The sequence below is a fragment of the Shewanella sp. genome (genome assembly GCF_048265805.1).
Classification (GTDB): Bacteria; Pseudomonadota; Gammaproteobacteria; order Enterobacterales; family Shewanellaceae; genus Shewanella.
In genome coordinates this window covers 144,771-170,467 of record NZ_JBLXAT010000005.1, presented here as the reverse complement: position 1 = coordinate 170,467, position 25,697 = coordinate 144,771, and the positions used below count along the sequence as shown (strand labels likewise).

Sequence of the window (25,697 nt, the reverse complement as noted above, 5' to 3'; positions counted from 1 at the left end):
GTAAATCCTGTATTTAATCAATGCCGCTAAGTTATCAAAGCGTTAGCCATAAAAAAAGCCTGCAGACTCAGGCTTTTTCGATTATGAGAAACGTCTCATTATGCGAGCGCTTTAACGATGGCTTCACTGACAGCTGCAACGGCTTGTGTACCGTCGAATTTGCTGTATTTAACTTCGTTATTGGCAGCCATTTTACCGTAATATTCAACCAACGGCTCAGTTTGCTCGTGATAGATGTTCAAACGCTTACGTACGGTCGCTTCTTCATCGTCAGGACGAATAACCAGCTCATCGCCAGTAACATCGTCTTTGCCTTCCACTTTAGGTGGATTAAATACGACATGGTATACGCGACCAGAACCTGAATGTACGCGACGACCGCTCATACGTTTAACGATTTCTTCGTCTGGCACATCAATTTCAATCACGTGATCAATCTTAATGCCGTTAGCTACCATCGCATCCGCTTGTGGAATAGTGCGAGGGAAACCATCCAGCAGGAATCCGTTAGCGCAATCGTCTTGGGCGATACGTTCTTTAACTAAGCCGATAATCAAGTCATCAGATACCAGTTGACCAGCATCCATCACTTTTTTGGCTTCCAGACCCAGGGGGGTACCTGCTTTAACTGCAGCACGCAGCATATCACCAGTAGAAATTTGCGGAATACCGTACTTTTCCATGATGAATTGAGCTTGAGTGCCTTTACCGGCACCTGGGGCACCCAGAAGGATAATGCGCATACAAGAGTCCTCTTTTCGCATTGGTTTACATAATCAGGGGCGGAATCTTCGCATATTAGGCCGCAGTTGAGAAGGCTTTGCCGTTCGACTTTAGCCGACAAACTCGATTATTGCGTAAAGGGCAAATGCCACTTGTCTATTACCCGCCCAAAGGTGATCTCAATCAATACAACAAGCTGTATAACTTACGACGATATTGGCTTGCCAACGGGTTACCCTGTCCGAGTGCCGATAGGATGGTAAGCAATTGCTGCTTTAATGCGCCATTTGCCGCATTCAGATCTTTTTGCAACGGCGCAAACAACAGTTCCAACGCTTCTTCATTGCGCTGTGCTTGGTGTAATGCAGAGGCCAGTTTTGCCAACACATCAAAATCGCCAGGGTTTTGCTCAAGCGCTTGCTGCAAATTACGAATTTCTGGCGTATCGGCGGCTTCTTCGGCCAACTTCACCCGCGACATTAATGATTCATAGTCGCCATGCTGATCTTCCAGTTTTACGGTAGTCAGCAGCGTTTTGGCGGTTTCAATATCGCCTAGCGTCAGCGAGATATCCGCATAAGCTAGCGTCACATCGCCGTTAGGCTGCTCGCTGTGTGCCTGTTTTATTAGCGGCAAAGCCGCTGCGGCATCACCATTAGCTAACAAGGCTTTGGCTTCATTGAGCGCCAATTCCCAAGCGGCGGGCAGATGCTTAGCCAACATTTCACGGATTTTGGCTTCTTCCAACGCGCCAGCGAACCCATCAATGGGTTGCCCTTGGCTCAATAACAACGTTGTTGGCAGACTTTGAATACGGAAATAAGACGCCAGTTCCATCTGGGTTTCGCAGTTTACCGAAGCCAACTGCAGCAACCCTTGGTAAGAAGCAGCAATCTGTTCCATCTGTGTCAGCAACGCTTTGGTTTCTGGCATCTGCTCGGCCCAAAACACCAGCGCCACCAGTTTTTCTTGGGAGATGTCCACCAACTGTTGGATGTTATCTCTGTTCAATTCCATTGCAGTCATAAAATTCGGCACCTGTTTCTATGGCTAAAAACAAGAAAAGGGCCATACGGCCCTTTTCGGCATGATTATTTGAAGCTGCTGAGCAGCATCTTGTTCATCAGACTGACAAATTGCGATGGGTCTGACAAGCTGCCTTTTTCAGAAAGCAGTGCTTGTTGTAGCAACAGCTCGCTCCATTCGGCAAATGCAGTTTCATCTTGCAGCTCGTTCAAACGTTCAACCAGCGGATGCGTTGGGTTCAGCTCGAAAATTGGCTTCACTTCTGGCACCGGTTGACCAGCCGCTTGCATCAGTTTGATCATCTGAGATGACATTTCACCTTCGCCAACCACCACACACGCTGGAGTGTCCGTCAAACGAGTGGTCACTTTCACGTCTTTAACTTTGTCGCCCAGTGCAGTTTGTACACGTTTGACCAGGTCTTCCGCTTCAGTAGCAATCTTTTCTTGCTCAGCCTTTTCAGCGGCATCTTCCAAATCGCCCAGCTCTAGATCACCACGGGTCACTGAATGCAGCTGTTTTTCTTTGTATTCAGTCAGGTGACTAATCAACCATTCGTCGATGCGGTCAGACAGCAGCAAGACTTCAATGCCTTTTTTACGCAGCAGCTCCAAGTGTGGGCTGTGTGCGGCAGCCGCGTAGCTATCGGCCACAATGTAGTAAATGTGCTTTTGACCATCTTTCATTCGGCTGATGTAATCATCCAGCGACACATTTTGGCTGGCAGAATCGTTGTGAGTCGAAGCAAAACGCAGTAAGCCGGCGACGCGCTCTTTATTGGCGAAGTCTTCCGCGGGGCCTTCTTTCAGCACTTGGCCAAACTCAGTCCAAAACTGTTGGTATTTGTCACTGTCGTCTTTCGCCAGTTTCTCCAACATGCCCAGTACGCGTTTGGTTAAACCTGCCCGCATCGCTTGGGTCACTTTGTTGTCTTGCAGAATTTCACGCGATACGTTCAGTGGCAAGTCGTTAGAATCGATCAAGCCTTTTACAAAACGCAGGTAAGACGGCATAAACTGCTCGGCGTCGTCCATGATGAATACGCGTTGCACAAACAGTTTCAAACCGTGTTTGTAGTCGCGGTTCCACAAATCCCATGGGGCTTTAGCAGGTACATACAACAAGCTGGTGTATTCGTGTTTACCTTCAACGCGGTTGTGGCTCCAGATCAGTGGGTCACCATAATCGTGTGAAATATGACGATAGAACTCTTGATATTCTTCGTCGGTAACATCAGATTTATTACGATTCCACAGTGCGGTAGCTTTGTTCATCACCTTCCATTGACCTTCGGTCGCTGGAATTTTTTCACCGTCTTCGCCGTCACGTTCTGGTGTACCCTCTTCCCACATTTCTACTGGGATTGAGATATGATCTGAGTACTTGGTGATAATAGAGCGCAGGCGCCAATCATCAGCGAACTCTTTTTCATCTTCACGCAGGTGCAGCACGATTTCAGTACCGCGGCTTTCTTTGACTATATCAGTGACAGTGAAGCTACCCTCACCTTCAGATTCCCACTGCACCGCTTTATCTGCTGCTTCACCAGCAGCACGAGTACGCACTACCACTTTTTCGGCCACAATAAACGCTGAGTAGAAACCTACACCGAATTGACCAATCAGTTGCGAATCTTTCGCAGCATCACCTGACAGGTTCTTGAAGAACTCAGCCGTGCCAGATTTGGCGATAGTTCCCAGATGTTCAATAACGCCTTCGCGGGTCATACCAACGCCGTTATCTTCAATAGTGACGGTGCCTTTATCTTTATCGGCACTCACGCGTACGCGCAGATCACCATCGCCTTCATAGAGGGCATCGTTGGTTAATGCGAGATAACGCAATTTGTCTGCAGCATCTGCGGCATTCGATACCAGCTCACGTAAGAAAATCTCTTTGTTGGAATACAAAGAGTGGATCATCAAATGCAAAAGTTGTTTTACTTCAGTTTGAAAACCATGAGTTTCTTGTTGAGACATGAATTTCTTCCTTAGTTCATCCCGTTGGACAATCAAAAAAACAGTGTGAAACTTGATTGAAAAATAAGATGGGGGTCATTCGGCGCTTTTCAAGCGATAACGATGACGGAATGCACAAAAAGCCAACAATTAGCCAACAAAAAGCCCCGCACAGGGCGAGGCTCTTCAATTAACAACATGGTTTCTGCGCAAGTTACAGTGGAATTCGTCCGTTAAAAGACAACGCCAACGTGGTGCTATCAACGTATTCCAATTCACCACCAACAGGTACACCATGGGCGATACGGCTGACCTTAACCTGATAACGGCGAGCAATATCGGCGATATAATGCGCCGTTGCATCACCTTCTACCGTGGGATTGGTGGCTAAAATCAGCTCAGTCAACTCACCAGCTTGTAGATGCTGTTCCAGTAGGCTCAAACCTAACTCTTCGGGACCAACGCCATCGAGTGGAGACAGATGACCAAGCAGCACAAAGTAACGACCAGCAAAGTGACCGCCAGCTTCAATCGCCAGTACATCCGCAGGAGTTTCTACCACACAGATAGTGTCAGACTGACCGCGGCGCGCGCTGGCACAAATCGGACACAGGGTCTCTTCGGTGAACGTACGGCAACTTTGACAGTGACCGACATCACTCATCGCTTTGGCTAGCGCATCAGCCAATTTAAGCCCGGCTTTACGCTCCCGCTCTAACAGTTGAAATGCCATACGTTGCGCCGACTTGGGGCCGACGCCGGGCAAGCAACGCAACGACTGGATCAGCTCGTCAACTAACGGACTAAATTTCATGCTGGTAATCGCAACTCTATTAGAATGGCATTTTCATGCCAGGAGGCAACTGCATGCCCCCCGTGACTGCTGCCATTTTCTCTTTTTGCGTTTCTTCAACACGACGGACCGCATCGTTACATGCTGCTGCGATCAAATCTTCCAGCATCTCTTTATCATCTTCGAGCAGGCTTGGGTCGATTTCGACTTTACGAACGTTGTGGCTACCAGTCATGGTCACTTTTACCAGACCGGCACCAGACTCGCCAGTCACTTCCATGCGGGCGATCTCTTCCTGCACTTTAGTCATACGTTCTTGCATTTGCTGGGCCTGTTTCATCAGGTTGCCCATACCGCCTTTTCCAAACATATTCAGCTCTCTTCGTTAACTTATAGGTGATAGCGAAAACTCGCCCATCTTACCCAAATATTCAGTGTTGGCAATTCTAAAGCCGCTCGCATGGGCTGAAATGCCAATTCGCATCACTTAACTGGCACATTTGTACAATTAGCTGGCAATCTGTGCTGTTTTTTCCGCCAGCATTTCAGGTGGATAGCTCAAAGAGTCCTCATCCAACTGCGCGCCCATCTGTGCCATCAGCCAGCGTACGTTTTGATCGCGTACTAACTCGTCTTTGGCATGCGCTAATAATTCACGGTTGAAGCGACGGCGGATTTCGCGCGGCGTTTCACGCTGTTCATCTAAACCAACGTCAATAACGGCGTGGCATTCTACCCCAAGCGCTTCGCTCATCGCCGTTTCCATCTGTGCGATTGCGGTCTTTGCGGCAAGGTGCTTTTGATCGGGCTTAAGCAGTAATTTCAACTCTTCGCCTAGCGTATAACACACGGAGTTAGCCGCCAGTTGCCGTACCCGGCCGCCAATTTCCACACTAGCTACCAGCTTGTACCAACGCAAATCATCGGCATGGCCGGTTGGTGCCGCACTTAATGCGGTAGGAACTGGCTCATCATCCAACGAAGTAACGATGTTGCTAGCAATGTCCGTGACTGCCGCAGGAGATTGAACGGCGGCCATTGCTGGCGCTGCCGCAGGCATTACCGCTTGAGGCGGTTCAATTGTCGGTGCGGTCTGATTTACCGGCACAGGCTTTGAGACCGCTGCGGGTTCTACTGCCGCTGTATTTGGCTCGACCTCGACCGCAGTGTTGTTTGATGGTGGAGGAGACTGCGGTGGTGTCGGCTCAGGAAGGGCTCCTCGGGGTTCCTGGGCCACTTTTTTTGGGCCTAATCCCGGCGAACTCACTACCGAGTCGTCGTCATCACTACTCAGCTCTTCAATCTCTTTGAGCAAGCTATCGCGACTGGCAATGACCATATCAAGCAGATCGTCACCAAAAGAGTCATCATTGTTGGCGGGAGCGGCTTGGTTAGCAGTTGTAGCTGACGCTGCGTATTCAGTCGGAGTGGCTGCTGCATCTTGCGGTGCAGGTGTTGTCACTGGTGCGCCAAACATGTCACCGGTCAAATCATCATGAAACGGCGGCGCCGGCGCGTCGTCTTCATCCGTGATGTAATGTTTAGCTTCAGGCGCGGCGCTCATATCAACCTGTGGCTGATAGCCCATGCTATCGGCTTGCGACATAATTAAGTTTTGCTCGGCCTGCATCTGCAACAGATTATCGTCGCTAGCATCCTGATAACTGTCATCGTCATCATCGTGACTCGCAACAGCGATGCCCGCCCCTAAGGTGCGTACGGGTGTTGGGTCGGCTTTCACGGGCTTAGTCTTCATTGGCTCAGCTGTAGCTGAGGCGATGCCCGGTGCTGCGGCGGTGCTAGCCACGCCAGCTTGCGCTAACGGTCTGCCCTCGCCGCCCTGCCAACGCTGAGGCGTGCTGCTTGGTTCAAAAGCAACAACCCGCAACAAGGCCATTTCTAAGCCTGATTTAGGATCAGGCGCAAACGGTAGATCTTTACGGCCATGCAATAACAGTTGGTAGTACAACTGCACTTGCTCCGGCGCTAAGTGCGCTGCGAAATGATTAATCTGTTCGGCATACAGCGATAACTGCGCCGCTGCTGGGGCAAACTGTGCCAAGCTGATTTGATGTAACAGCTCCAGCAAACTGCGAAGTACTTCGTCGGCATCCGCACCGAACGCTAGCACTTTGTCCGCTTGCGTCATCAACGCGGCCACATCACCGTTTACCAAGGCTTCAAGCAACGAAATCACCTGCCGCTCATCTATGGACCCCAGCATCGTTTGCACTTGCTCCAGCATCACCTGACCAGCGCCAAAAGCGATCGCTTGGTCGGTTAAGCTGAGCGCATCACGCATACTGCCGTTGGCCGCTTTAGCAATGAGCTGCAACGCGGCGGCCTCATTCGGTACTTGCTCTTGGGTAAGAATATGGTCGAGCTGGGTGCCGATCTCCTGCTGGTTCAAACTCTTCAGGTTGAACTGCAAACAGCGTGACAACACAGTGATTGGCAGCTTTTGTGGATCGGTAGTCGCAAGTAGGAACTTCACATGCTCTGGCGGCTCTTCCAGCGTTTTTAGCAGCGCATTGAAACTGCTGCGTGACAGCATGTGTACTTCGTCAATCAGGTAGACTTTAAAACGACCTCTTGTTGGCCGATATTGCACGTTATCCAATAGCTCGCGGGTGTCATCCACTTTAGTACGCGATGCAGCATCCACTTCAATCAAGTCGACAAAACGGCCTTGGGCAATCTCCACGCAGCTAGCACATTTGCCACAGGGTGTGGCCGTGATGCCCTGCTCACAATTGAGCCCTTTAGCAAATAGACGTGCAAGACTGGTTTTACCCACGCCGCGGGTACCAGTAAACAGATAAGCGTGATGTAAGCGCTGCTGGCTGAGCGCATTGGTTAATGCATGCAGGACGTGAGATTGACCCACAACCTGTTCAAAACTGGCAGGTCGCCATTTTCTGGCTAATACCTGATATGACATGAAACTCCCCAACTAACCTTGGTTTTTATTGCGGGAGCAAGCTCCGCGGATCGTCAAACAATACCATGCAGCTTAACGACATGCTATTGCTACGATCCGAGGCATGAGTAATTGTGGAATTAATCCCCTTCAAACTCACATAGTTTGGCGATTTCTAAGCCCATGTTGGCCAACCGCTGTTCACCACCTAAGTCCGGCAACGAGATCACAAACGCAGCATGAGAGACTTCACCACCTAAACGACGGATCAGTTTTACGGTCGCTTCAATAGTGCCACCAGTAGCTAACAGATCGTCGACGACCAGCACTTTATCACCTGGGACAATGGCATCTTGGTGCATTTCCAGCGTGTCGTGGCCATATTCCAGCTCGTAGCTTTCAGCAATGGTTGCACGTGGCAGTTTGCCCGGTTTACGCACTGGCACAAAACCAACGCCCATCTCTAAAGCTAAGGGAGCGCCAAACAGAAATCCGCGCGCTTCGGTACCCACCACTTTGGTGAAACCACGATCTTTATAAAGATCTAAAAACGCCTTAATTGTTACTTGGTAAGCAACAGGATCTTCCAACAAACTGGTGACATCGCGAAACATGATGCCGGGCTTCGGATAATCAGGAATGGTTTTGATACTCTGCTTGATTAGCGCCAACTGCTCGGTATTTGTAGCCATAATTCAGTACTTAATTTGACGGGGTTACCGTGTATTCACCAACAAAAAGGCCCACCACAATGGTGGACCTCATCTAAAATTCGGCTAAAGCTTAAGCCCCTTTGATTTTGGTTGCAACCGCATTCGGGCAATTGTGCGGCAACGGTTGTTTATTTGGCCGACAGTGAACGCGGGCGGATCGTAGCAGCAGAGGTTTCATTTTGGCGCCACAAAAACACCATCAACGCAATAAACATACATAGCAACAGCAACTTAACCCACCACAACGGTACAATGACGATACTGATAGCAAAGCTAATGCCTGCCACAATCGATGCGCGGATTTTTAATGGCCGGCGAATCACGCGGTTTTGATGCCAATCAGCAAGTGGCGCTTTAAACCATGGATGCTTATGTAACCAACGGTGTAATCTAGGGCTAGAACGAGCAAAGCAAAACCCCGCCAACAGCAGAAAGGGGACGGTGGGTAACAGCGGCAGAAACATGCCCAACACGCCTAATGCCACGGCTAACAAGCCCGATAAAAGAAAGAAACCGCGTTTAATCATTGATAACCACCAAATGAAAACCATTCTCAATTGAGGATTGTAGCCAACTTCGCCGTGATCCCCAAGCAAAAAGCGCAGATTACCCCTATCGAGCACCACTATCATCCCTTTGGGAATCTGGCCATTTAAGGTAGAATGCGCGGCCTTTAAGCTAAACCACCAAGAGTAGTGCCTAACGTGAGAGTGATTCTTGCCCCGATGGAAGGGGTTGTCGACCATTTAATGCGTGAGCTGTTATCCAGTATCAATCAGTATGATTTACTGGTCACTGAGTTCGTGCGCGTTGTCGACCAACTACTACCAGAAAAAGTGTTTTACCGTTTATGCCCTGAGCTACATCAGCAAGGTAAAACCTTAGCAGGCACACCAGTGCGGGTGCAATTATTGGGACAAGACCCTAGCTGTATGGCCGACAATGCAGCTACCGCCATCAATCTCGGTTCTCACGGTGTTGACGCTAATTTTGGTTGTCCAGCTAAAATGGTCAACCGCAGCAATGGTGGTGCCATTATGCTACGTTGCCCCGAGCAAGTTCATGATGTTGTTAAAGCCATGCGCCAAGCAGTGCCAAGTGAACACCCTGTTACCGCTAAAATACGGTTGGGCTTTGATGACCGTTCACTCTATATGGAAAATGCACTTGCGGTATATGAAGCAGGAGCCAGCGAACTGGCAGTACACGCCCGTAGTAAAGCCGATGGCTATCGCCCACCCGCTTATTGGGAATATATTGCAGATATCAGACAAAAGCTGCCAATTCCGGTGATAGCCAACGGTGAAATCTGGAATAAAGCCGACGCAGATCGCTGCCGCGAAGTCACTGGCTGTGACGATATCATGGTTGGCCGCGGCGCCATCGCACTGCCTAACTTAGCTAGCGCAATAAAGGGGATTGATACCCCCTACTCCTGGCAGCAAACCTTGCAACTGTTACTGCAATACACAGAATACGAGCATGAGAAAAATCTCTACTTCCCTGCACGAATCAAACAATGGTTTAGCTATTTAAACCGCCAATACGCGGAAGCCGATGAACTGTTCCGCCAACTGCGAGTGTTGAAAACCCGCGAAGAGATTGTGGCGCTATTACAAGCAACCGCGGCCCAGTTAAACTTAGCTGAACTTGATCAATGTCATAGTGAGCTTAAATAAGCTCTCTAGACTATCGTCTATACGGATGACTTATAGGCGGCCAACGTGAATACTCAACCACTTCGACAAAAATTGTCAGCCATTGAGACGGAACTCAGGCAAGAGTTGACAGCCATCGCAACAGAACTCACTGATTTGCCACTGAATGATATCGTTGAGCAACTGGCTACCAGCCCGTTGTGTCGACAATCGATCTACCAACGTTTTGTTCGCTTAGATGCCGCTATCTGTCAATTGGAACTGGGGTTATATGGACTCTGTTCCGATTGTGAAGCGATAATTGAGCCAGCGCGATTACAAGCCGATCCCACTGAACAACGCTGCAGCTTATGCGATGAGCATTTTCGGCATGAGCATCGGCAGGAGTTGCGGTTAACACATTAAGCGCTGTCACAGCATGGAGTGAACGGGACGAATAAAGTGAAGCTGCCAGGCAGTTCGCTTGATGCCATAGCTTTCCAGGATGAGACACAGGCAATAAAAAAGGCGCATCTCAATGCGCCTTTTTTGTGCCTATCGCCTCGAATTAACGAGTACGTGGGCAGATTTCGTCAGCTGCGAAGAAGTAGGCAATTTCACGTTCTGCAGAAGCCAGAGCGTCTGAACCGTGAACTGCGTTTTCGTCGATGCTTGCAGCGTAGTCAGCACGCAGAGTACCGCGAGCAGCGTCAGCTGGGTTAGTAGCGCCCATGATTTCACGGTTAGCCAGAACAGCGTTTTCGCCTTCCAGCACTTGAACCATGATAGGACCAGAAGTCATGAAGCTAACCAGTGCGCCGAAGAAAGGACGTTCGCTGTGTTCAGCGTAGAAGCCTTCAGCTTGTTCTTTAGTCAGGTGAACCATTTTAGAAGCGATGATTTTCAGGCCAGCGCTTTCGAAACGGTTATAGATTGCGCCGATGTGGTTTTTTGCAACGGCATCAGGCTTGATGATAGAAAAAGTACGTTCAATCGCCATGTTAAAGGTTCCTAAATCAGCGAATTTAAATTTCGCGCGGATTATACGAAATTACCAACGGAAATCCTAATCGAATCTCACAAATCCGCCTATTTTAGCGTCATAACGCAGTTTTCTAGGTTAACCGTTTGAGAACATTGGCACATTCTGCAATCTGCTAGCTACTTTTCGTCCAACCAGCACTGCAAAATCGCTTCTAAGATCTGCTCATTACAACGCGCGGGATCATCTTCGAACTCATCCAGCGCCAAAATCCATTCATATAGGTCGGTAAAACGAACAGTTTCCGGTGCAACGTCGGGATATTCATCCAGTAGCGCCAACGCCACATCTAATGAGTCGGTCCATTTCAATGCCATATTAGCCTCCCAATAACTCATGTTTCAGCGTCATTTATCATCACACGGTAACAAAAAACACTGATAAAAAAGGCCAGCTTAAGCTGGCCTCTTCAATTAACCTTCACTGACCATGTTGACAGTGTATTTTGGAATTTCAACCACGAGGTCTTCTTCTTCCACTTTGGCTTGGCACGACAAGCGGCTTTCTGGCTCCAAGCCCCAAGCTTTATCAAGCATGTCATCTTCCAGCTCATCGCTCGGCTCAAGGTCATTAAACCCTTCACGGACGATAACGTGGCAAGTTGTGCAAGCACATGACTTTTCACAAGCGTGTTCAATTTCAATACCATTGCGCAATGCAACGTTCAAAATTGATTCGCCCTTTTCCGCTTCAACTACCGCACCATCTGGGCAAAGTTCAGCGTGAGGTAAAAATACGATCTGTGGCATTTTTCCACCTATATTTTATCGACCGACTGACCTTTCAGTGCGGCTCTAATTGAGTTGTCCATTCGTTTCGCAGCAAATGTTTGCGTGGCAGCATCGACAGCTTCGATAGCATCTTTTATCACATCAGCATTATCGCCATCAGCAGCTTGTGCGAGCGCTTGCATGGCAGTATCGACTAGCTGACGCTCGCCAGCTTCTAATAAATCACCATCAGCAGCGAGTGCCGCATTGAGTGACTCCAGCACACGTGCCGCTTCAACTTTTTGCTCGGTCAACATACGCAGTTCAATATCTTCTTTAGCGTATTTCATCGAGTCTTTAATCATGCCAGCGATTTCAGTATCAGATAGACCAAACGACGGCTTCACTTGAATGCTTGATTGCACGCCAGTGGATTTTTCCATGGCAGTAACGCTCAGCAATCCGTCGGCATCCACTTGGAATGTGACGCGAATATGCGCCGCGCCAGCTGCTAGAGATGGAATGCCACGTAGCGTGAAACGCGCAAGTGAACGGCAGTCAGCTACCAGTTCACGCTCGCCCTGCACCACATGGAATGCCATGGCGGTTTGTCCATCTTTAAAGGTAGTAAATTCTTGTGCGCGTGCGACCGGAATCGTGGTGTTACGTGGGATCACTTTTTCCACCAAGCCGCCCATGGTTTCAATCCCCAGCGATAACGGAATCACGTCCAGCAACAGCAGCTCTGAATCTGGTTTATTTCCCGCCAGAATATCCGCTTGAATTGCGGCACCAATTGCCACCACGCGGTCTGGGTCGATGCTGGTCAAAGGTGTTCTACCAAAGAACTCACCCACCATTTCGCGTACGAGTGGTACACGCGTTGAGCCACCAACCATCACCACTTCCAACACTTCTTCCGCTTCCACACCCGCATCACGCAGTGCTTTACGGCAGCTTTGAATGGTCTTTTTCACCAGCTTGTTAATCAGTTCGTTGAACTGTGCGAACTGAGTATCGCAGCTAAATTCGCGACCATCGATAGTCAGCACTGTGGTAGCCACGTTACTACTAGACAAGGCTTCTTTAACGCGGCGCGCTTCCATCAACAGTTGGCGCTCTTGCTGTGGCGCAAGTTCCGCCAGTCCCAAACGCCTGCGGAGGTCTTCAGCCAGCAGGTGATCGAAATCATCCCCGCCCAACTGCGAGTCACCACCGGTTGCCAGCACTTCAAAGACACCACGGTTGAGGCGCAAAATAGAGATATCGAACGTACCACCACCGAGGTCATAAACGGCGATAACGCCCTCTTGACCGGAGTCCAAACCGTAGGCAATGGCTGCTGCAGTCGGTTCGTTTAGTAAGCGTAAGACTTTTACGCCCAGTAAACTGGCAGCGTCTTTGGTACCTTGGCGCTGCGCATCATCAAAATAGGCCGGCACAGTGATGACCACGCCTTCAAGCGAACCACCAAGGGTTGCTCCTGCGCGAGCAATCAACGGACGTAAGATTTCAGCGGAAACTTGGACAGGATTAAATTTACCTGCATCAGTCACAAACACCGGCAAGCCATTTTCGCTCGCTTCAAACTGATAAGGAAAGCGCTGTGCGCCTTGCTGCACATCGGCCAGTGAACGGCCCATAAAGCGCTTAACAGATACAATGGTGTTCTGAGGATCGAGTGCTGACTGAGTCAACGCGACTTGCCCAACTGTGATGCTGTCTTCAGCAAAATGCACCACTGAAGGAAGAGAATGCGCTCCTGATTCGTCAGCTAACGTTTCAGCCTTACCGCTACGGACCGACGCGACCAGCGAGTTAGTCGTGCCCAAATCGATACCAGCAGCAAGACGATGCTGGTGAGGAGCAGCCATTTGGCCGGGTTCAGCAATTTGCAAAAGTGCCATAAATATCCATTCTTCATTAAAAATTTGGCTCAACCTAGGTGAGCCAAATTGTTAACCGAGTAAGAGACGCTTCACTCAGTATGCTTATTCAAATAATGCATCCTGAATGCGCACCAGTTCATCCTGCAATTTTGCCATAAACTTTAGCTTCCTGACGTGATCTGCTGCATTTTCTATGACTGAAGCATCATCACTTGCTAATAAATGCGGCAGTTGCTCGGTAATGGACGCGCGATACTGCTTAAACGTTTGTTCAAGCTCATCTGCGGCGTCAGCATCTCGACTATGCGAGATGTCTTCCAACGCCTCACGCCATTCCATCTGCTGCATTAGGAAACTGGTGTCTTTTACTGTTTGGGTTTCATTTTTAATATCCACCCCTTTGAGTTCCAACAGATGTTCGGCACGGCGAATAGGTTCTTTTAAGGTTTGAAAACCATCGTTGATTTGCGCGGTGCGAGAAACGGCTAGCATTTTTTGCTGTTCGCTAGCGTTGGCGAATCTGTCTGGATGCGTTGCTTTTTGCAACTCTCGATAGCGGGTAGATAGCTCAGCTACGTCAACATCGAACGTAGCTGGCAAGTCAAACAACTCGAAGTAGTTCATACAGCGCTCTATTGCGAAGTGAGTTGGTTAGACAGTGAAGCTTTCACCGCAACCACACTCACCCGTAGCATTAGGATTATTGAACTGGAAGCCTTCGTTGAGGCCTTCTTTAACAAAATCAAGTTCAATGCCTTCGAGGTAAATCAAGCTCTTAGCGTCAATAATAATATTGACGCCATTGATTTCAAATACCTCGTCGTCTTCGTTGAGTTCATCAACAAATTCGAGAACATAAGCCATACCACTACAACCGGAAGTTTTCAGCCCTAAGCGCAGACCTAAACCTTTACCTCTATTATCGAGAAAAGATTTGACGCGTTCTGCTGCTGCAGGTGTCATAGAAATCGACATGTTAACTCCCGGCGTTGATTAGGCTTTTTTAGACTTATATTCTTCCAGAGCAGCTTTGATAGCGTCCTCAGCCAGAATTGAACAGTGAATTTTCACTGGTGGCAAGGCTAGCTCTTCAGCAATGTCAGTATTTTTGATCGATGCCGCTTCTTCAACGCTTTTACCCTTCACCCATTCAGTGACCAGTGAGCTTGAAGCGATAGCGCTACCACAACCGTAGGTTTTGAAGCGCGCGTCCTCGATAATACCTGCGTCGCTAATTTTCAGCTGTAGCTTCATTACGTCGCCACATGCAGGTGCACCCACCATGCCAGTTACCACTGACGGATCGTCTTTTTCAAACGAGCCCACATTGCGAGGATTCTCGTAGTGGTCAATCACTTTTTCACTATATGCCATGATATTGCTCCAAATTTAATACGTCTGCGGGAAATTAGTGGGCTGCCCACTTCACCTGGTTGAGGTCAATACCATCTTTGAACATCTCCCACAATGGAGACATTTCCCTGAGTTTACCGATTGAATCCTTGATGGTTGCAACCGCGTAATCAATCTCTTCTTCAGTCGTAAAACGACCGATGGTAAAACGGATAGAGCTGTGTGCCATTTCATCATTAAGACCTAATGCACGCAGAACGTAGCTAGGTTCCAAGCTGGCAGAAGTACAAGCCGAACCAGAGGATACTGCTAAGTCCTTCAGCGCCATCATTAATGATTCGCCTTCAACATAAGCAAAGCTTACGTTCAAACTACCGCAGTACCGATGTTCCATATCACCGTTAATATAGGTTTCTTCGATATCTTTGATACCGTTCCACAGGCGGTCACGCAACGCACGAATGCGCTCGTTGTCTTTCGCCATGTCAGTTTTGGCGATGGCTGCCGCTTCGCCCATACCCACAATTTGGTGAGTTGGCAAAGTACCACTACGCATACCACGCTCATGGCCACCACCGTGCATTTGCGCTTCTAAGCGTATGCGTGGCTTACGACGAACATACAGCGCGCCGATACCTTTAGGGCCATACATTTTGTGAGCGGAGATAGACATCAGGTCCACTTTAGTGGCTTGCACGTCAATGTTAACTTTGCCTGCACCTTGCGCAGCGTCAACATGGAACACGATGCCTTTGCTACGGCACAATTCGCCGATAGCGTCGATATCTTGAATCACGCCAATTTCGTTGTTGACCAACATGATGCTGACCAAAATGGTATCATCACGCATAGCGTTCTCGATACGCTCCAACGGAATCAAACCGTTGCTGTCTGGATCGAGGTAAGTCACTTCATATCCATCACGTTCGAGGTGACGGCAAGTATCGAGTACCGCTTTGTGCTCGGTCTTGCTGGTGATGATGTGCTTGCCTTTTTTCTGATAAAAAGCCGCTACCCCTTTGATAGCCAAGTTATCAGACTCAGTCGCGCCGGAAGTAAATACAATCTCACGAGGATCGGCGTTGATGAGGTCAGCCAGTTGGTTACGAGCAATATCGACCGCTTCTTCAGCTTGCCAGCCGTAACGGTGAGAACGGGACGCTGGATTACCAAAAACGCCATCCATTGTCATGTACTGTGCCATTTTCTGAGCAACGCGAGGGTCAACCGGCGTTGTTGCGGCATAATCCAAATAAATAGGAAGTTTCATTACACACTCCGTACTTAGCAGTCTCCGCCGAGGCTACATACCACGTACTTTTATATTAATTTTTAACAACAGTTCAGGCACTGATCCGTTGCTGTTCCTGATGCATCTTGTCTTGCTTAACCGAGATGTATTGAACATCACGCTTTTGCATTAATGCAGCAAGGCTGATGCCGTTTAAAAATTCTGAAATCTGCTTACTTAAATCACCCCACAATGAATGGGTCAAGCAGCGCGTACCACTTTGGCAATTAGATTGCCCTTGGCAGCGAGTTGCATCAACCGATTCATCCACGGCGTTAACCACCATAGCGACCGAGATATCTGCTGCATCTTTGCCTAGACGATAGCCGCCACCGGGCCCACGCACACTAGCCACCAAACCATTTTTACGTAGTTTGGCAAACAGTTGCTCAAGATAAGAAAGAGAGATTCCCTGACGCTCAGAGATATCAGCCAGCGGCACCGGCCCTGTAGCCGAATGAATCGCAACATCGAGCATTGCGGTTACCGCGTAGCGACCTTTAGATGTCAACTTCATACATACACCATGGCGATAAATAAGTTAGCTGAATTGCACCATATCCCACTATTTTAGTCAAGTATAAAACCCACTAACTTACTAGGTTATTTTATCGCCAACTTAATAAATATCCATGCTCATTGTTAATAAATACCCATGCTCACTGCTTGGGTATTAGACTCCTTTGTGCCATCGCTTTCAACGAAAAATAGCCCGATTTAGTTACAAAAATGGCTAAATCTCAGGATCAAACGACTCCATCGCTTGGCGGCGCTTTTCTGCTGCGGCAGTTTCCGCATCGCTAAAATCACCAACGTCGATTTCTGGCAACTTTTCGGTACAAACCGAACCACCCATACTTTGAATGACTTTGCACAAATCTTGTACTTTCGAGTCCATCAGATGCATATGGTCAAGCATCTGGCCAATAGCATTGGCGACAGGATCGGGATTGTCCGGTGATACTGCATACGCATCAAAGCCATATTTCTTAGCCATAGCCGTACGGCGTTCCGACTTCTCTTTCGATTGCGGGGTTTGCGCGGTAACTGCGCGGCCAGGAATACCTACCACAGTGGTATTCTCAGGCACATCTTTTACCACTACAGAGTTGGAGCCGACTCGAGCGCCGTCATGCATGGTGATCGGCCCTAGCACTTTAGCGCCAGCACCAATGACCACATTGTTTTCCAGTGTGGGGTGACGTTTGCCCGCCTGCCAAGTAGTACCACCTAATGTGACCCCATGGTACAGCGTGCAGTCATCGCCGATTTCGGCAGTTTCACCGATAACGATGCCCATACCATGGTCGATAAAGAAGCGACGGCCGATAGTGGCGCCTGGATGGATCTCGACGCCAGTTAGCCAGCGAGCAAAGGTAGATAGGCTACGAGCTAGAAAAAACCATTTCGCTTTCCAAAGCTTATGGCTAATTCGATGCAGCCAAATAGCATGCATGCCCGGATAGTTAAACAGAATTTCAATGGCACTACGCGCTGCGGGGTCGCGGTGATAGATTGACTGAATATCTTCTTTAAGCCTGGATATCACACCCATTTACTCGCCTCAAACTACTCTATTTTATTTTTATCAACGGCTTTATCTACGGAGGTCAAAATACCACGCAGAATGTTCATCTCTGGAGCTTCAATACGCGCCTTACTAAATAGGCGACGTAATTTCTGCATGATATGACCAGGATGGTTTTTAATAATGAAGCCGGTATTCAACAAAGTGCTATGCAGATGCTCGTAGAACCGTTCTTGGTCTTCTACTGATGGATACTCTACCGCTGTATCTTCTGCGTTGGTGTCAGTACCTTGCACATCAAGATAAGCCATTCGAGTTTCGTAGCAAACAATCTGTACTGCTTGCGCTAAGTTCAGTGAACTGTACTCACTGTTGGCCGGAATACACAAATGGTAATGGCACATCTGCAGCTCTTCGTTACTCAAGCCATTACGTTCACGACCAAATACAATCGCCACTTTTCCGTGTTCACTTTGCTCGACCAGTTTTTTGGCCGCAGCGCGCGGTTCCAATACTGGCCATTCTAAGGTGCGACTTCTGGCACTGGTGGCAATCACTAAAGAACAATCTTTAATGGCTTCTTCCATGCTTGCTACGGTGACAGCATCTTTGAGAATGTCAGAAGCGCCCGCTGCGAGTGCGATAGATTGGCCGTCCGGCGTTACTTGCGGCTCGGCTAAATAAAGAGAAGACAGGCCCATGGTTTTCATCGCTCGCGCCACCGAGCCAATATTACCTGAGTGAGTAGTGCCTACCAGCACAACACGAATATTGCTAAGCATTTAACGACTTATCATTTGGTTCAGAATTTGGTGGCTGATCGTACCACATACACCATCGAATGCTCATACAAAAATCGATATTTGATATAACGAAAACCTCATGTATACTACGCGCGTTTTTTCGACCGTTCTTTCACATTCCAGGGGATTGCAATGCATCCGATGCTTACTATCGGTGTGCGCGCTGCGCGCGCCGCGGGCCAGATTATTATGCGTGGTTTCAGCGAATTGGACCGGGTCCAAGTTGACACCAAAGGCTTAAACGATTTCGTATCAAATATCGATAAAGAAGCAGAGGCTGCTATTGTTCAGCAAATCCGCAAATCTTATCCTGACCACAGCATCGTGGGCGAAGAAGGTGGTGAGAGCAAAGGCTCTAACTCTGATTATTTGTGGATTGTCGATCCGCTGGATGGCACCAATAACTTTGTTAATGGTGTACCTCATTTCGCCGTTTCTATTGCCTTACAAGTTAAAGGCAAAACTGAAGTGGCTATTGTTTATGATCCCGTGCGTGAAGAGTTGTTCTCAGCGGTGCGTGGTCAAGGCGCAAAACTTAACGATTTCCGTATCCGTGCTAACAACCCAGCAGATCTGAGCCAAAGCTTAGTTGCCACTGGCTTCCCATTCAAAGCACGTCAACACACTGAAACGTACATGAAGCTGTTTGCAGAAACCTTTGCCAGCTGTATTGACATCCGCCGTGCTGGCTCTGCCGCATTGGATCTGTCATATGTTGCTGCTGGCCGTGTTGATGCGTTCTTCGAAATCGGTTTGAAGCCATGGGACATCGCTGCTGGTGACCTGATCGTACGTGAAGCCGGTGGTACTGTGACCGAGTTGTCTGGTGGTCATAACTACTTGATCAGCGGTAATATCATTGCTGGCGGCCCGAAAGCGACTATTCAGTTGGTGAAAAAATTCCGCCCACACTTGAGTGAATCGCTGAAGAAGTAATTTGCTTAATGGTGCCAAAACCGCCTTCGGGCGGTTTTTTTATGCCTGTTTGGCCGTTTCGTACATAAACTTATCTTCATATATCTGTGATTAATGTCACGTAAAATGGCCTGCCAGTTCATTGCTGAATTGTTGATAATGAACGGAAAAATAATGTAGGAGTTCCAATGGAAATCTATCGAAAGTATGGTGCTAAGTCGCTCAAAGCGGTTGAGCATATTGTGTTGTTGTTAATCGCTATCGCTACCATCGTGGCCATTGGTCAAGAGGGACTACACATTTGGGATGCCGGGGAAGTTGAGTTAGCCGACCTGCTGTTGCTATTTATCTATCTAGAAGTGCTAGCGATGGTGGCCAACTACGCAGAGTCCGGTAAGCTGCCGGTGCGTATGCCACTGTATATTGCCATTGTAGCACTGGCACGGTATCTGATCCTCGACATGAAGGCGATGGAAGACTGGCGCGTACTGGCGATATCGTTATCTACGCTAGTGCTTGCTTCGACCGTCATCGTTATACGCTGGGGCCAACTGAAAATGCCCTACCCGCGTAATCAGGAGTACGACAACTAAGCCAGTGTGTGCACGAGACTTGCTCGCACCATCCTTAGCACTTAAGCCCAAGTTCAACACTGGGCTTATTTTTATCTAAATGACGATTAGCGACGAGCAGTGAAGCATTCTATGCTTTGTTAACGTTGCGCATAATCAGCACGTTATAGCAGGAGCATCTATGAGCGAGGAACTCGATTTATTTAGTGAACGGCGTAAATCGTTAAGGGTAGATTTAGAGTTTGAAGCAGTCAGGCTAAGCTGGCAGGACGCGAGTGGTGAACTACAAGCTGCCGATGGTATCTGTATCGATCTATCACGCCACGGCATTCAACTCGCCTATGGCCAGCCATTTAAGGTAGGTGAGTTGATCGAAGTGACATTCAATCCCGGCACCGATGCGCAAAATACCGTACGCGGCCAAGTGTGCCGTTGTAGTCCAGCTAATGATACTTATCGCATCGCCATGCAGCTGTTCTAAGTGACCTAGTGAACATAAAAGAGTGTTCTATACTTGGTGAGACTAAGTAGCTCATGCTGAGGGAGATATTCTATGATACTGCTCGTCGGTGGCGAAAAAGGCGGAAGTGGTAAGAGCTGCCTCGCACAAAATATTGCGGTGCATGTAACACAAAAATATGCCGCGAATGTGCTGATGGTGGACTGCGACCCGCAACGCACCACGTCCGATTGGATCCAAGCCCGTAATACAGATGAATCACTCCCTAGCATTAACTGTATTCAACTCTACGGCAAAATCCGCAACGACCTGCTCAGTCTCGATGAGCGCTATGACTATGTCATTGTCGATTGCGGCGGCCAAGATAACCTCGCGATGCGCGCCGCCATGTCGGTAGCGACCTATGTGATGATCCCGCTGCGGCCGAAACGGCGCGATCTAAAAACCTTACCGCATATGGAAGATATGCTCAGCACCTGTAAAATGGTGAACCCTAAGATGGTTGCTACGATAGTGTTAACCCAATGTCCGGCACTGCCAACCCAAGTAAAGCGGATTTTGGAAGCCAAAGAAGTGGTTGAATCCTTTGGTCTAAGAGTACTGGACTCGGTTACCTTTAGCCGTAATATTTACGATGATAGCGAAGAGAAAGGCTCATCCGTTATTGAGCTTGATCCCAGTGGTAAAGCCGCTGAAGAGATCCGCGCCATCGCCGATGAGCTGTTTGCGATACCACCGGAAAACTCTTATGAGCTTAACTGATTTAAAACGACAACAGATTAAAAAGAAACCGAGTAGCGTCTCGATTGAAGATTTTATTGATGACGCTAATAACTATGCTCAAGGCAAACCGAGTAAAGTGGCTGCGGAGGCGGCAGAGACTCAAGCTAAAAGCAACAACACCGCCAAAGACAAAGAAAAAGTTGCTAAGCAGTTTCGCCACGCCACTTTCACGCTTACCGAGCAAAGTATCGGTCAATTAGATGAGTTATCTCTGCAAACTGGCATCGCCAAATCAAAACTGCTGCGGATTTTTATCGCAAACTTTTCGCAGCTGTCAGAAGCTGAACAAGCGCAACTACTCGAACTATGCGAGCAACAGCAACCTTAGATCTTACGTTGCTCTACAAGGTTAATGTGCGCCCAATCAACCTCAGTGCTGGCAGATTTTATCTGCTTGAGTGGTAATTCCCGCGCTGGCATCAACAAACTTCCCTCGAGCCGCTAAAAACTGAATCAACGCGTCAGCATCCATGTCTGTCGCACTGCAGGTGTGGTAGCGCGCATCGGCGCCAAAACGTTGCTGCATTTGCACTTTAAGCTCAGCTTTACTGATCCCCTGCGGCTGCGCTAACAACATTTCTAATACAGCATGTCCATGTACGGATTCACTCATTTTGCTTTCCACCATCAATTAGTATTTGCTGATTTATAACGGCTTTTACAAAGGAATACTCTGATTTGGCGCAAAAAATCTGGCAATATAGCGCCATTGCAAAATATTTGCGGACTAATCGCTTAAGGTGAAATGCAGATGGCGCTGATCCTCGCCCTTACTCAACAGATGTGTCTCTACATGGTCATCGTTTACCTTGTCAGTAAAACGCCGATGTTTAAGCTGTTTGCCGAAGCCTCCACCCGCCTGCCGCACAAAGTCTATATCTATCTGGTGTTTTCCAGCTTTTGTATCATGGCCACTTATTTTGGTGAGCAAGCCCATGGCGCTATTGCCAACACCCGTGCGATGGGTGCGGTGTTGGGCGGCTTGCTCGGAGGTCCCACCACTGGCTTATTAGTTGGCCTCACTGGCGGCATTCATCGTTACAGTTTGGGTGGTTTTACCGATCTCAGTTGCGCGATTTCCACCACCTTGGAAGGCCTATCCGCTGGTATGGTGAGCTATTACTTGCGTAAACAAGGCCGTAGCGAATTGGTGTACCATCCGTTTCTGGTCGGCTTAGTAACCTTCTACGCCGAGATGATGCAGATGTGTATTATTCTGATGGTTGCGCGGCCATTTGATGATGCATTGGCACTGGTGCGGCAAATTGCCCCGCCGATGCTGATGGTCAACTCACTGGGCGCGGCGCTGTTTATGAGCATTATCCGCGACCAAAAAACTATGTTTGACAAGCTGTCGTCCAGCTTTTCGACCAAAGCGCTAAAGATTGCTGAACGCAGTGTGGGAATGCTCAGTAAAGGGTTTAACGAAACAGCCAGCACCCAAGTTGCCAAGATTGTGATTGAGGAGACGGCTGTAGGAGCGGTCGCCATTACCGACCGAGAAAAACTGCTCGCCTTTATCGGCATCGGTGCCGACCATCACCTCCCCGGTACGCCTATCTCGTCAAAAATCACCATGGACGCCATTCATCAAAACAAGGTGATGTTCGCCGACGGTGTCGAGCTCCCCTATGCCTGTTCTATCTCAAGCAGTTGTAAGCTGGGTTCGAGCTTAGTTATTCCACTACGCGCCGATAACGAAGTGATCGGCACCATCAAACTGTATGAGCCAAAAAACAAGCTGTTTCTCAATATCAACAAAACCTTAGGGGAAGGGATTGCGCGTTTGCTGTCAAACCAAATCCTTTATGGGCGCTTTGAGCAGCAGCAAACCATGCTGACGCAAGCAGAGCTGAAGCTATTGCAAGCGCAAGTTAACCCTCACTTTTTGTTTAATGCACTGAATACCATCAGTGCCATTGTTAAACGCGATCCGGCAAAGGCGCGGCAACTGTTACAGCAGTTAAGTCAATTTCTACGCATTAACCTGAAGCGCACCACTGGCGTGGTCACCTTAGGTGATGAACTCGAACACATTGACTCTTATCTCGCGATTGAGCGGGCACGCTTTGTCGATAAACTCCAAGTGAATATGACGATAGACAGCTCACTATATCCGATGGAGATGCCGGCCTTTACCCTGCAACCCATTATTGAAAATGCGGTGAAACACGGCACGTCTCACCTGCTGGAACAAGGTATTATTAATGTATCGGCGCAGCGAGATAAGCTTAGCGTCACCCTAGTGGTGGAAGATAATGCCGGTCTATACCAAGCAAAAAAAACCAGTGATGGCCTAGGGATGAATCTGGTACATAAACGTATTCAAAACCTCTATGGCATGCAGTATGGCGTCAAAGTCAGTTGTGAACCCGATGTCTACACCCGAGTAGCCATCACGCTACCTTACCGGAACGATTAGCATGATAACCTGTTTAATTGTCGACGATGAGCCATACGCCCGTGAGGCGTTGGCGGAATTACTAGAACAAGAAGACGACATAGACATCATTGGCCAGTGTGGCAATGCGGTTGAAGCAATGCAGTGTATTAACCGTGACCAACCCGAAATGGTGTTTCTCGACATTCAGATGCCGCGTATCAGTGGCATGGAGTTGATTGCCATGCTCGATCCTGCGCGAATGCCACGGATTGTATTTGTGACGGCTTATGATGAGTTTGCGGTGAAAGCGTTTGATAATCATGCCTTTGATTACCTGCTAAAACCGCTAGATGAACAACGCTTACAGCAAACACTCAGCAAAGTACGACGTGACCTAACACCGCAAGTATTAACGCCCGTTATGCCGGTGCATCTGCAACATCTGCCCTGCTATAGCGGCAACAAGCTAAAAATCATTGCGGTTAATGATGTGGAGTATGCTTTTAGTGATTTAACCGGCGTACATATCGCCACCGCCAAAGAGCAAGTGCATACCGAGCTGACCTTGAAAGTGCTGGAAGAAAAAACGCCACTACTGCGCTGTCATCGACAGTACTTGGTAGCGCCCTCAGCCATTGCCGAGATAGAAGTGTTGGAGACAGGCGGTGAAGTGACGACTCACAGCGAAGCAAAAATCCCCGTTTCACGCCGCTATCTAAAGGTGCTCAAGCAAGTGTTCGGATTTAACTAAGACTGCGCCCGACAATGCTATCTGCCCAGTTTGCGCTGGGCAGTGTTCACGCCAACATAACACGTCTGCTTATACGCTATGCCACAGTATCAGGTATCAACGGCCTAAAGCGTTTTGGTTTTATGCCAAGACACCAGCGCCCAATCCCGTGATGGTGGCACAATCGGCTCGCCACTGGCTTGTTTTTGCAAATAATACTGTTCCAGCTTTTGCTGCTCTTCGTCAGTCAATGTGCCGAGTGACCAGTTCACCGATTCAAGGAACGCTGCAAAAGTCTCGGTTTTATTTTGACAATTTGGCCCGCGAATATAGTCAACATTAGGGTGGATCCCCAGTTGATAGAGAATATTCACCGCAAAGATGTAGTTTGGCAGTTCAACCACAGGACGCCCCACCGCACGTTGGATGTTTACATCAACAAACGAGGTTGCCACTGTATGAGTGGTATAAACGCGCAGCTTCGCTTTGTTATTGAGTTTAATCATGGCTTGGCGTAAATCCGCCACTAAGGTCGAGCGAGACGCTACAGCAATATCGCATTCAGGGATCTCGTGCCAATCATCCTCCCATGAGTAATTCATCAGCGTCACATTCTGCAGCCCCATATATTCAGCTCGGCGGGCAGCCACTTGCAACATGCCGCGGCTGTAATCAACACCGTAAACATGTTTGAGCGAATCAGCCACACTCAAGCACACAGAACCGGGACCACAGCCCATATCAAACAGCGTACTCGCCCCAGACAGATCCATTTTTTCTTTTAGCTGTACTAAATAAGGATCAAGCGGATTGGCGCAAGATTCGGCCATCTGCTCCGCTCGAGCATCCCAATGTTCTGGCGCTTTGGTAGTGCGCCCCGCCTGCACCATCTGTTGTTGATAGAGTTCGGCAAAATTTACTTCGTCCAACACCATGACTGATTTCTCCCTTCGCTTACCAATCTATTCCGAGGTGCGCCGAATATCGGCTTCTCGCACCTTATACAATGCTGCCAAACGCTGTCAGGTGAGCATCTCAGCGGCATCACCTTACTGCACGCCAGTTTGCGGCGACATCAACACCAGTTGCCGTTCACCGCCACTGAGAGATGGATATAAACGCTCCGCTAAGTGAGTGATACCTAACTGATCCAGCAACGCCATTGCGTGGGCGCGGTCTTTGTTGGAAGGAATAGCAAACACGCTCAGGTGCGCGCTGCATCCCGTCAGCACCATATCCAACACACTAAACGCAAACGGACCATCGTATGCTTGCGGCACATATGCTGACCACTTGGCCAGTTCAGCTTGGCTCCAAGCACCAATCGAGCGCTGTTGCAACAAAATATCGCACCCAATAATGGCAAGTGGCCCAGTAAACTGCGAATCAAAGTGGTTTTGCCACAACCGTTGGCTCCCAGCAGGCAACACACCTCCCCAGCAGCAATATCAAACGTCAGCTGTTGCTG

At 48.7% G+C, this 25,697-nt stretch carries 32 protein-coding genes; 9 read left to right on the top strand and 23 right to left on the bottom strand.

Annotated features, from left to right (window positions below; all coding sequences use genetic code 11):
* Positions 1–98 precede the first annotated feature (98 nt).
* The 8 genes from adk to ACN0TT_RS05355 form a co-directional block, all read right to left on the bottom strand.
* A complete protein-coding gene (adk, locus tag ACN0TT_RS05390; protein WP_417761114.1) occupies positions 99–743 on the bottom strand; it encodes an adenylate kinase in 645 nt (214 codons plus the stop codon).
* 163 nt (positions 744–906) lie between these two features.
* A complete protein-coding gene (locus ACN0TT_RS05385; protein ID WP_417761113.1) occupies positions 907–1,740 on the bottom strand; it encodes a tetratricopeptide repeat protein in 834 nt (277 codons plus the stop codon).
* A 74-nt stretch (positions 1,741–1,814) separates the two neighbouring features.
* Positions 1,815–3,728 carry a molecular chaperone HtpG gene (gene htpG / locus ACN0TT_RS05380; protein WP_417761112.1) on the bottom strand — a complete coding sequence of 638 codons (1,914 nt, stop codon included), beginning with the start codon at positions 3,726–3,728 and terminating at the stop codon, positions 1,815–1,817.
* 193 nt (positions 3,729–3,921) lie between these two features.
* The gene (recR, locus tag ACN0TT_RS05375; protein ID WP_417761111.1) at positions 3,922–4,521 is read right to left on the bottom strand and encodes a recombination mediator RecR; all 600 of its coding nucleotides are present in this window, start codon (positions 4,519–4,521) and stop codon (positions 3,922–3,924) included.
* Between the two features lie 19 nt (positions 4,522–4,540).
* Positions 4,541–4,870 carry a YbaB/EbfC family nucleoid-associated protein gene (locus ACN0TT_RS05370; RefSeq protein WP_417761110.1) on the bottom strand — a complete coding sequence of 110 codons (330 nt, stop codon included), beginning with the start codon at positions 4,868–4,870 and terminating at the stop codon, positions 4,541–4,543.
* A gap of 138 nt (positions 4,871–5,008) precedes the next feature.
* Complete coding sequence (gene dnaX, locus ACN0TT_RS05365; RefSeq protein ID WP_417761109.1) at positions 5,009–7,441, bottom strand: DNA polymerase III subunit gamma/tau; 2,433 nt, start codon at positions 7,439–7,441, stop codon at positions 5,009–5,011.
* 119 nt (positions 7,442–7,560) lie between these two features.
* Positions 7,561–8,112 (bottom strand): adenine phosphoribosyltransferase, encoded by a 552-nt coding sequence (gene apt / locus ACN0TT_RS05360; protein ID WP_417761108.1) that lies wholly within the window; start codon positions 8,110–8,112, stop codon positions 7,561–7,563.
* Positions 8,113–8,261: 149 nt separating this feature from the next.
* Positions 8,262–8,660, bottom strand: a complete 399-nt coding sequence (locus ACN0TT_RS05355) for a YbaN family protein (protein WP_417761107.1) — start codon at positions 8,658–8,660, stop codon at positions 8,262–8,264.
* Positions 8,661–8,837: 177 nt separating this feature from the next.
* On the opposite strand from ACN0TT_RS05355, the gene dusC reads away from it, so the two are divergent.
* Both dusC and ACN0TT_RS05345 read left to right on the top strand, forming a co-directional pair.
* On the top strand, positions 8,838–9,812 hold the full coding sequence (gene dusC / locus ACN0TT_RS05350) for a tRNA dihydrouridine(16) synthase DusC (protein ID WP_417761106.1): 975 nt from the start codon (positions 8,838–8,840) through the stop codon (positions 9,810–9,812).
* Between the two features lie 45 nt (positions 9,813–9,857).
* The gene (locus ACN0TT_RS05345) at positions 9,858–10,196 is read left to right on the top strand and encodes a TraR/DksA C4-type zinc finger protein (RefSeq protein ID WP_417761105.1); all 339 of its coding nucleotides are present in this window, start codon (positions 9,858–9,860) and stop codon (positions 10,194–10,196) included.
* A 142-nt stretch (positions 10,197–10,338) separates the two neighbouring features.
* Here the strand turns inward: ACN0TT_RS05345 and ndk are convergent, their stop codons facing one another.
* From ndk to trmJ, 11 genes are all read right to left on the bottom strand, one after another.
* On the bottom strand, positions 10,339–10,770 hold the full coding sequence (gene ndk, locus ACN0TT_RS05340; protein ID WP_417761104.1) for a nucleoside-diphosphate kinase: 432 nt from the start codon (positions 10,768–10,770) through the stop codon (positions 10,339–10,341).
* Positions 10,771–10,931: 161 nt separating this feature from the next.
* Positions 10,932–11,129 carry a Fe-S cluster assembly protein IscX gene (gene iscX / locus ACN0TT_RS05335; protein WP_417761103.1) on the bottom strand — a complete coding sequence of 66 codons (198 nt, stop codon included), beginning with the start codon at positions 11,127–11,129 and terminating at the stop codon, positions 10,932–10,934.
* 96 nt (positions 11,130–11,225) lie between these two features.
* Complete coding sequence (fdx, locus tag ACN0TT_RS05330; RefSeq protein ID WP_417761102.1) at positions 11,226–11,561, bottom strand: ISC system 2Fe-2S type ferredoxin; 336 nt, start codon at positions 11,559–11,561, stop codon at positions 11,226–11,228.
* Positions 11,562–11,569: 8 nt separating this feature from the next.
* Positions 11,570–13,429 (bottom strand): Fe-S protein assembly chaperone HscA, encoded by a 1,860-nt coding sequence (gene hscA, locus ACN0TT_RS05325; RefSeq protein WP_417761101.1) that lies wholly within the window; start codon positions 13,427–13,429, stop codon positions 11,570–11,572.
* An 84-nt stretch (positions 13,430–13,513) separates the two neighbouring features.
* Positions 13,514–14,035, bottom strand: coding sequence for a co-chaperone HscB (hscB, locus tag ACN0TT_RS05320; RefSeq protein ID WP_417761100.1), 522 nt, complete (start codon positions 14,033–14,035; stop codon positions 13,514–13,516).
* 27 nt (positions 14,036–14,062) lie between these two features.
* Complete coding sequence (iscA, locus tag ACN0TT_RS05315; protein ID WP_417761099.1) at positions 14,063–14,386, bottom strand: iron-sulfur cluster assembly protein IscA; 324 nt, start codon at positions 14,384–14,386, stop codon at positions 14,063–14,065.
* A gap of 18 nt (positions 14,387–14,404) precedes the next feature.
* Positions 14,405–14,785, bottom strand: a complete 381-nt coding sequence (gene iscU, locus ACN0TT_RS05310; RefSeq protein WP_417761098.1) for a Fe-S cluster assembly scaffold IscU — start codon at positions 14,783–14,785, stop codon at positions 14,405–14,407.
* A 34-nt stretch (positions 14,786–14,819) separates the two neighbouring features.
* Positions 14,820–16,034 (bottom strand): IscS subfamily cysteine desulfurase, encoded by a 1,215-nt coding sequence (locus ACN0TT_RS05305; RefSeq protein WP_417761097.1) that lies wholly within the window; start codon positions 16,032–16,034, stop codon positions 14,820–14,822.
* 73 nt (positions 16,035–16,107) lie between these two features.
* Complete coding sequence (iscR, locus tag ACN0TT_RS05300; protein WP_417761096.1) at positions 16,108–16,572, bottom strand: Fe-S cluster assembly transcriptional regulator IscR; 465 nt, start codon at positions 16,570–16,572, stop codon at positions 16,108–16,110.
* A gap of 216 nt (positions 16,573–16,788) precedes the next feature.
* Positions 16,789–17,610 carry a serine O-acetyltransferase gene (gene cysE, locus ACN0TT_RS05295; protein WP_417761095.1) on the bottom strand — a complete coding sequence of 274 codons (822 nt, stop codon included), beginning with the start codon at positions 17,608–17,610 and terminating at the stop codon, positions 16,789–16,791.
* Between the two features lie 14 nt (positions 17,611–17,624).
* Positions 17,625–18,365: a tRNA (cytosine(32)/uridine(32)-2'-O)-methyltransferase TrmJ gene (gene trmJ, locus ACN0TT_RS05290; protein WP_417761094.1), complete on the bottom strand. Its 741-nt coding sequence runs from the start codon at positions 18,363–18,365 to the stop codon at positions 17,625–17,627.
* A 153-nt stretch (positions 18,366–18,518) separates the two neighbouring features.
* Between trmJ and suhB the strand changes: the two genes are divergently transcribed.
* The 5 genes from suhB to ACN0TT_RS05265 all read left to right on the top strand — a co-directional run bounded on the left by suhB (position 18,519) and on the right by ACN0TT_RS05265 (position 21,444).
* Complete coding sequence (gene suhB / locus ACN0TT_RS05285) at positions 18,519–19,322, top strand: inositol-1-monophosphatase (protein ID WP_417761093.1); 804 nt, start codon at positions 18,519–18,521, stop codon at positions 19,320–19,322.
* A 167-nt stretch (positions 19,323–19,489) separates the two neighbouring features.
* Positions 19,490–19,894: a phosphate-starvation-inducible protein PsiE gene (locus ACN0TT_RS05280; RefSeq protein ID WP_417761092.1), complete on the top strand. Its 405-nt coding sequence runs from the start codon at positions 19,490–19,492 to the stop codon at positions 19,892–19,894.
* Positions 19,895–20,054: 160 nt separating this feature from the next.
* Positions 20,055–20,354: a PilZ domain-containing protein gene (locus tag ACN0TT_RS05275; protein ID WP_417761091.1), complete on the top strand. Its 300-nt coding sequence runs from the start codon at positions 20,055–20,057 to the stop codon at positions 20,352–20,354.
* 72 nt (positions 20,355–20,426) lie between these two features.
* Complete coding sequence (locus tag ACN0TT_RS05270) at positions 20,427–21,095, top strand: AAA family ATPase (protein ID WP_417761090.1); 669 nt, start codon at positions 20,427–20,429, stop codon at positions 21,093–21,095.
* The gene (locus tag ACN0TT_RS05265; RefSeq protein ID WP_417761089.1) at positions 21,082–21,444 is read left to right on the top strand and encodes a replication protein RepA; all 363 of its coding nucleotides are present in this window, start codon (positions 21,082–21,084) and stop codon (positions 21,442–21,444) included. The genes ACN0TT_RS05270 and ACN0TT_RS05265 overlap by 14 nt, the downstream gene beginning before the upstream one ends.
* Positions 21,445–21,486: 42 nt before the next feature.
* Here the strand turns inward: ACN0TT_RS05265 and ACN0TT_RS05260 are convergent, their stop codons facing one another.
* Positions 21,487–21,729, bottom strand: a complete 243-nt coding sequence (locus ACN0TT_RS05260; RefSeq protein WP_417761088.1) for a YecH family metal-binding protein — start codon at positions 21,727–21,729, stop codon at positions 21,487–21,489.
* A gap of 138 nt (positions 21,730–21,867) precedes the next feature.
* Between ACN0TT_RS05260 and ACN0TT_RS05255 the strand changes: the two genes are divergently transcribed.
* Positions 21,868–23,538: a LytS/YhcK type 5TM receptor domain-containing protein gene (locus ACN0TT_RS05255; RefSeq protein WP_417761087.1), complete on the top strand. Its 1,671-nt coding sequence runs from the start codon at positions 21,868–21,870 to the stop codon at positions 23,536–23,538.
* Position 23,539: 1 nt separating this feature from the next.
* Positions 23,540–24,250 (top strand): two-component system response regulator BtsR, encoded by a 711-nt coding sequence (btsR, locus tag ACN0TT_RS05250; protein WP_417761086.1) that lies wholly within the window; start codon positions 23,540–23,542, stop codon positions 24,248–24,250.
* Between the two features lie 104 nt (positions 24,251–24,354).
* Here btsR and ACN0TT_RS05245 read toward each other — a convergent pair whose 3' ends face one another.
* The 3 genes from ACN0TT_RS05245 to ACN0TT_RS05235 form a co-directional block, all read right to left on the bottom strand.
* Positions 24,355–25,164, bottom strand: coding sequence for a class I SAM-dependent methyltransferase (locus tag ACN0TT_RS05245; RefSeq protein WP_417761085.1), 810 nt, complete (start codon positions 25,162–25,164; stop codon positions 24,355–24,357).
* A 114-nt stretch (positions 25,165–25,278) separates the two neighbouring features.
* Positions 25,279–25,464: a hypothetical protein gene (locus ACN0TT_RS05240; RefSeq protein ID WP_417761084.1), complete on the bottom strand. Its 186-nt coding sequence runs from the start codon at positions 25,462–25,464 to the stop codon at positions 25,279–25,281.
* Positions 25,455–25,661 (bottom strand): hypothetical protein, encoded by a 207-nt coding sequence (locus ACN0TT_RS05235; protein WP_417761167.1) that lies wholly within the window; start codon positions 25,659–25,661, stop codon positions 25,455–25,457. The genes ACN0TT_RS05240 and ACN0TT_RS05235 overlap by 10 nt, the downstream gene beginning before the upstream one ends.
* Positions 25,662–25,697 lie beyond the last annotated feature (36 nt).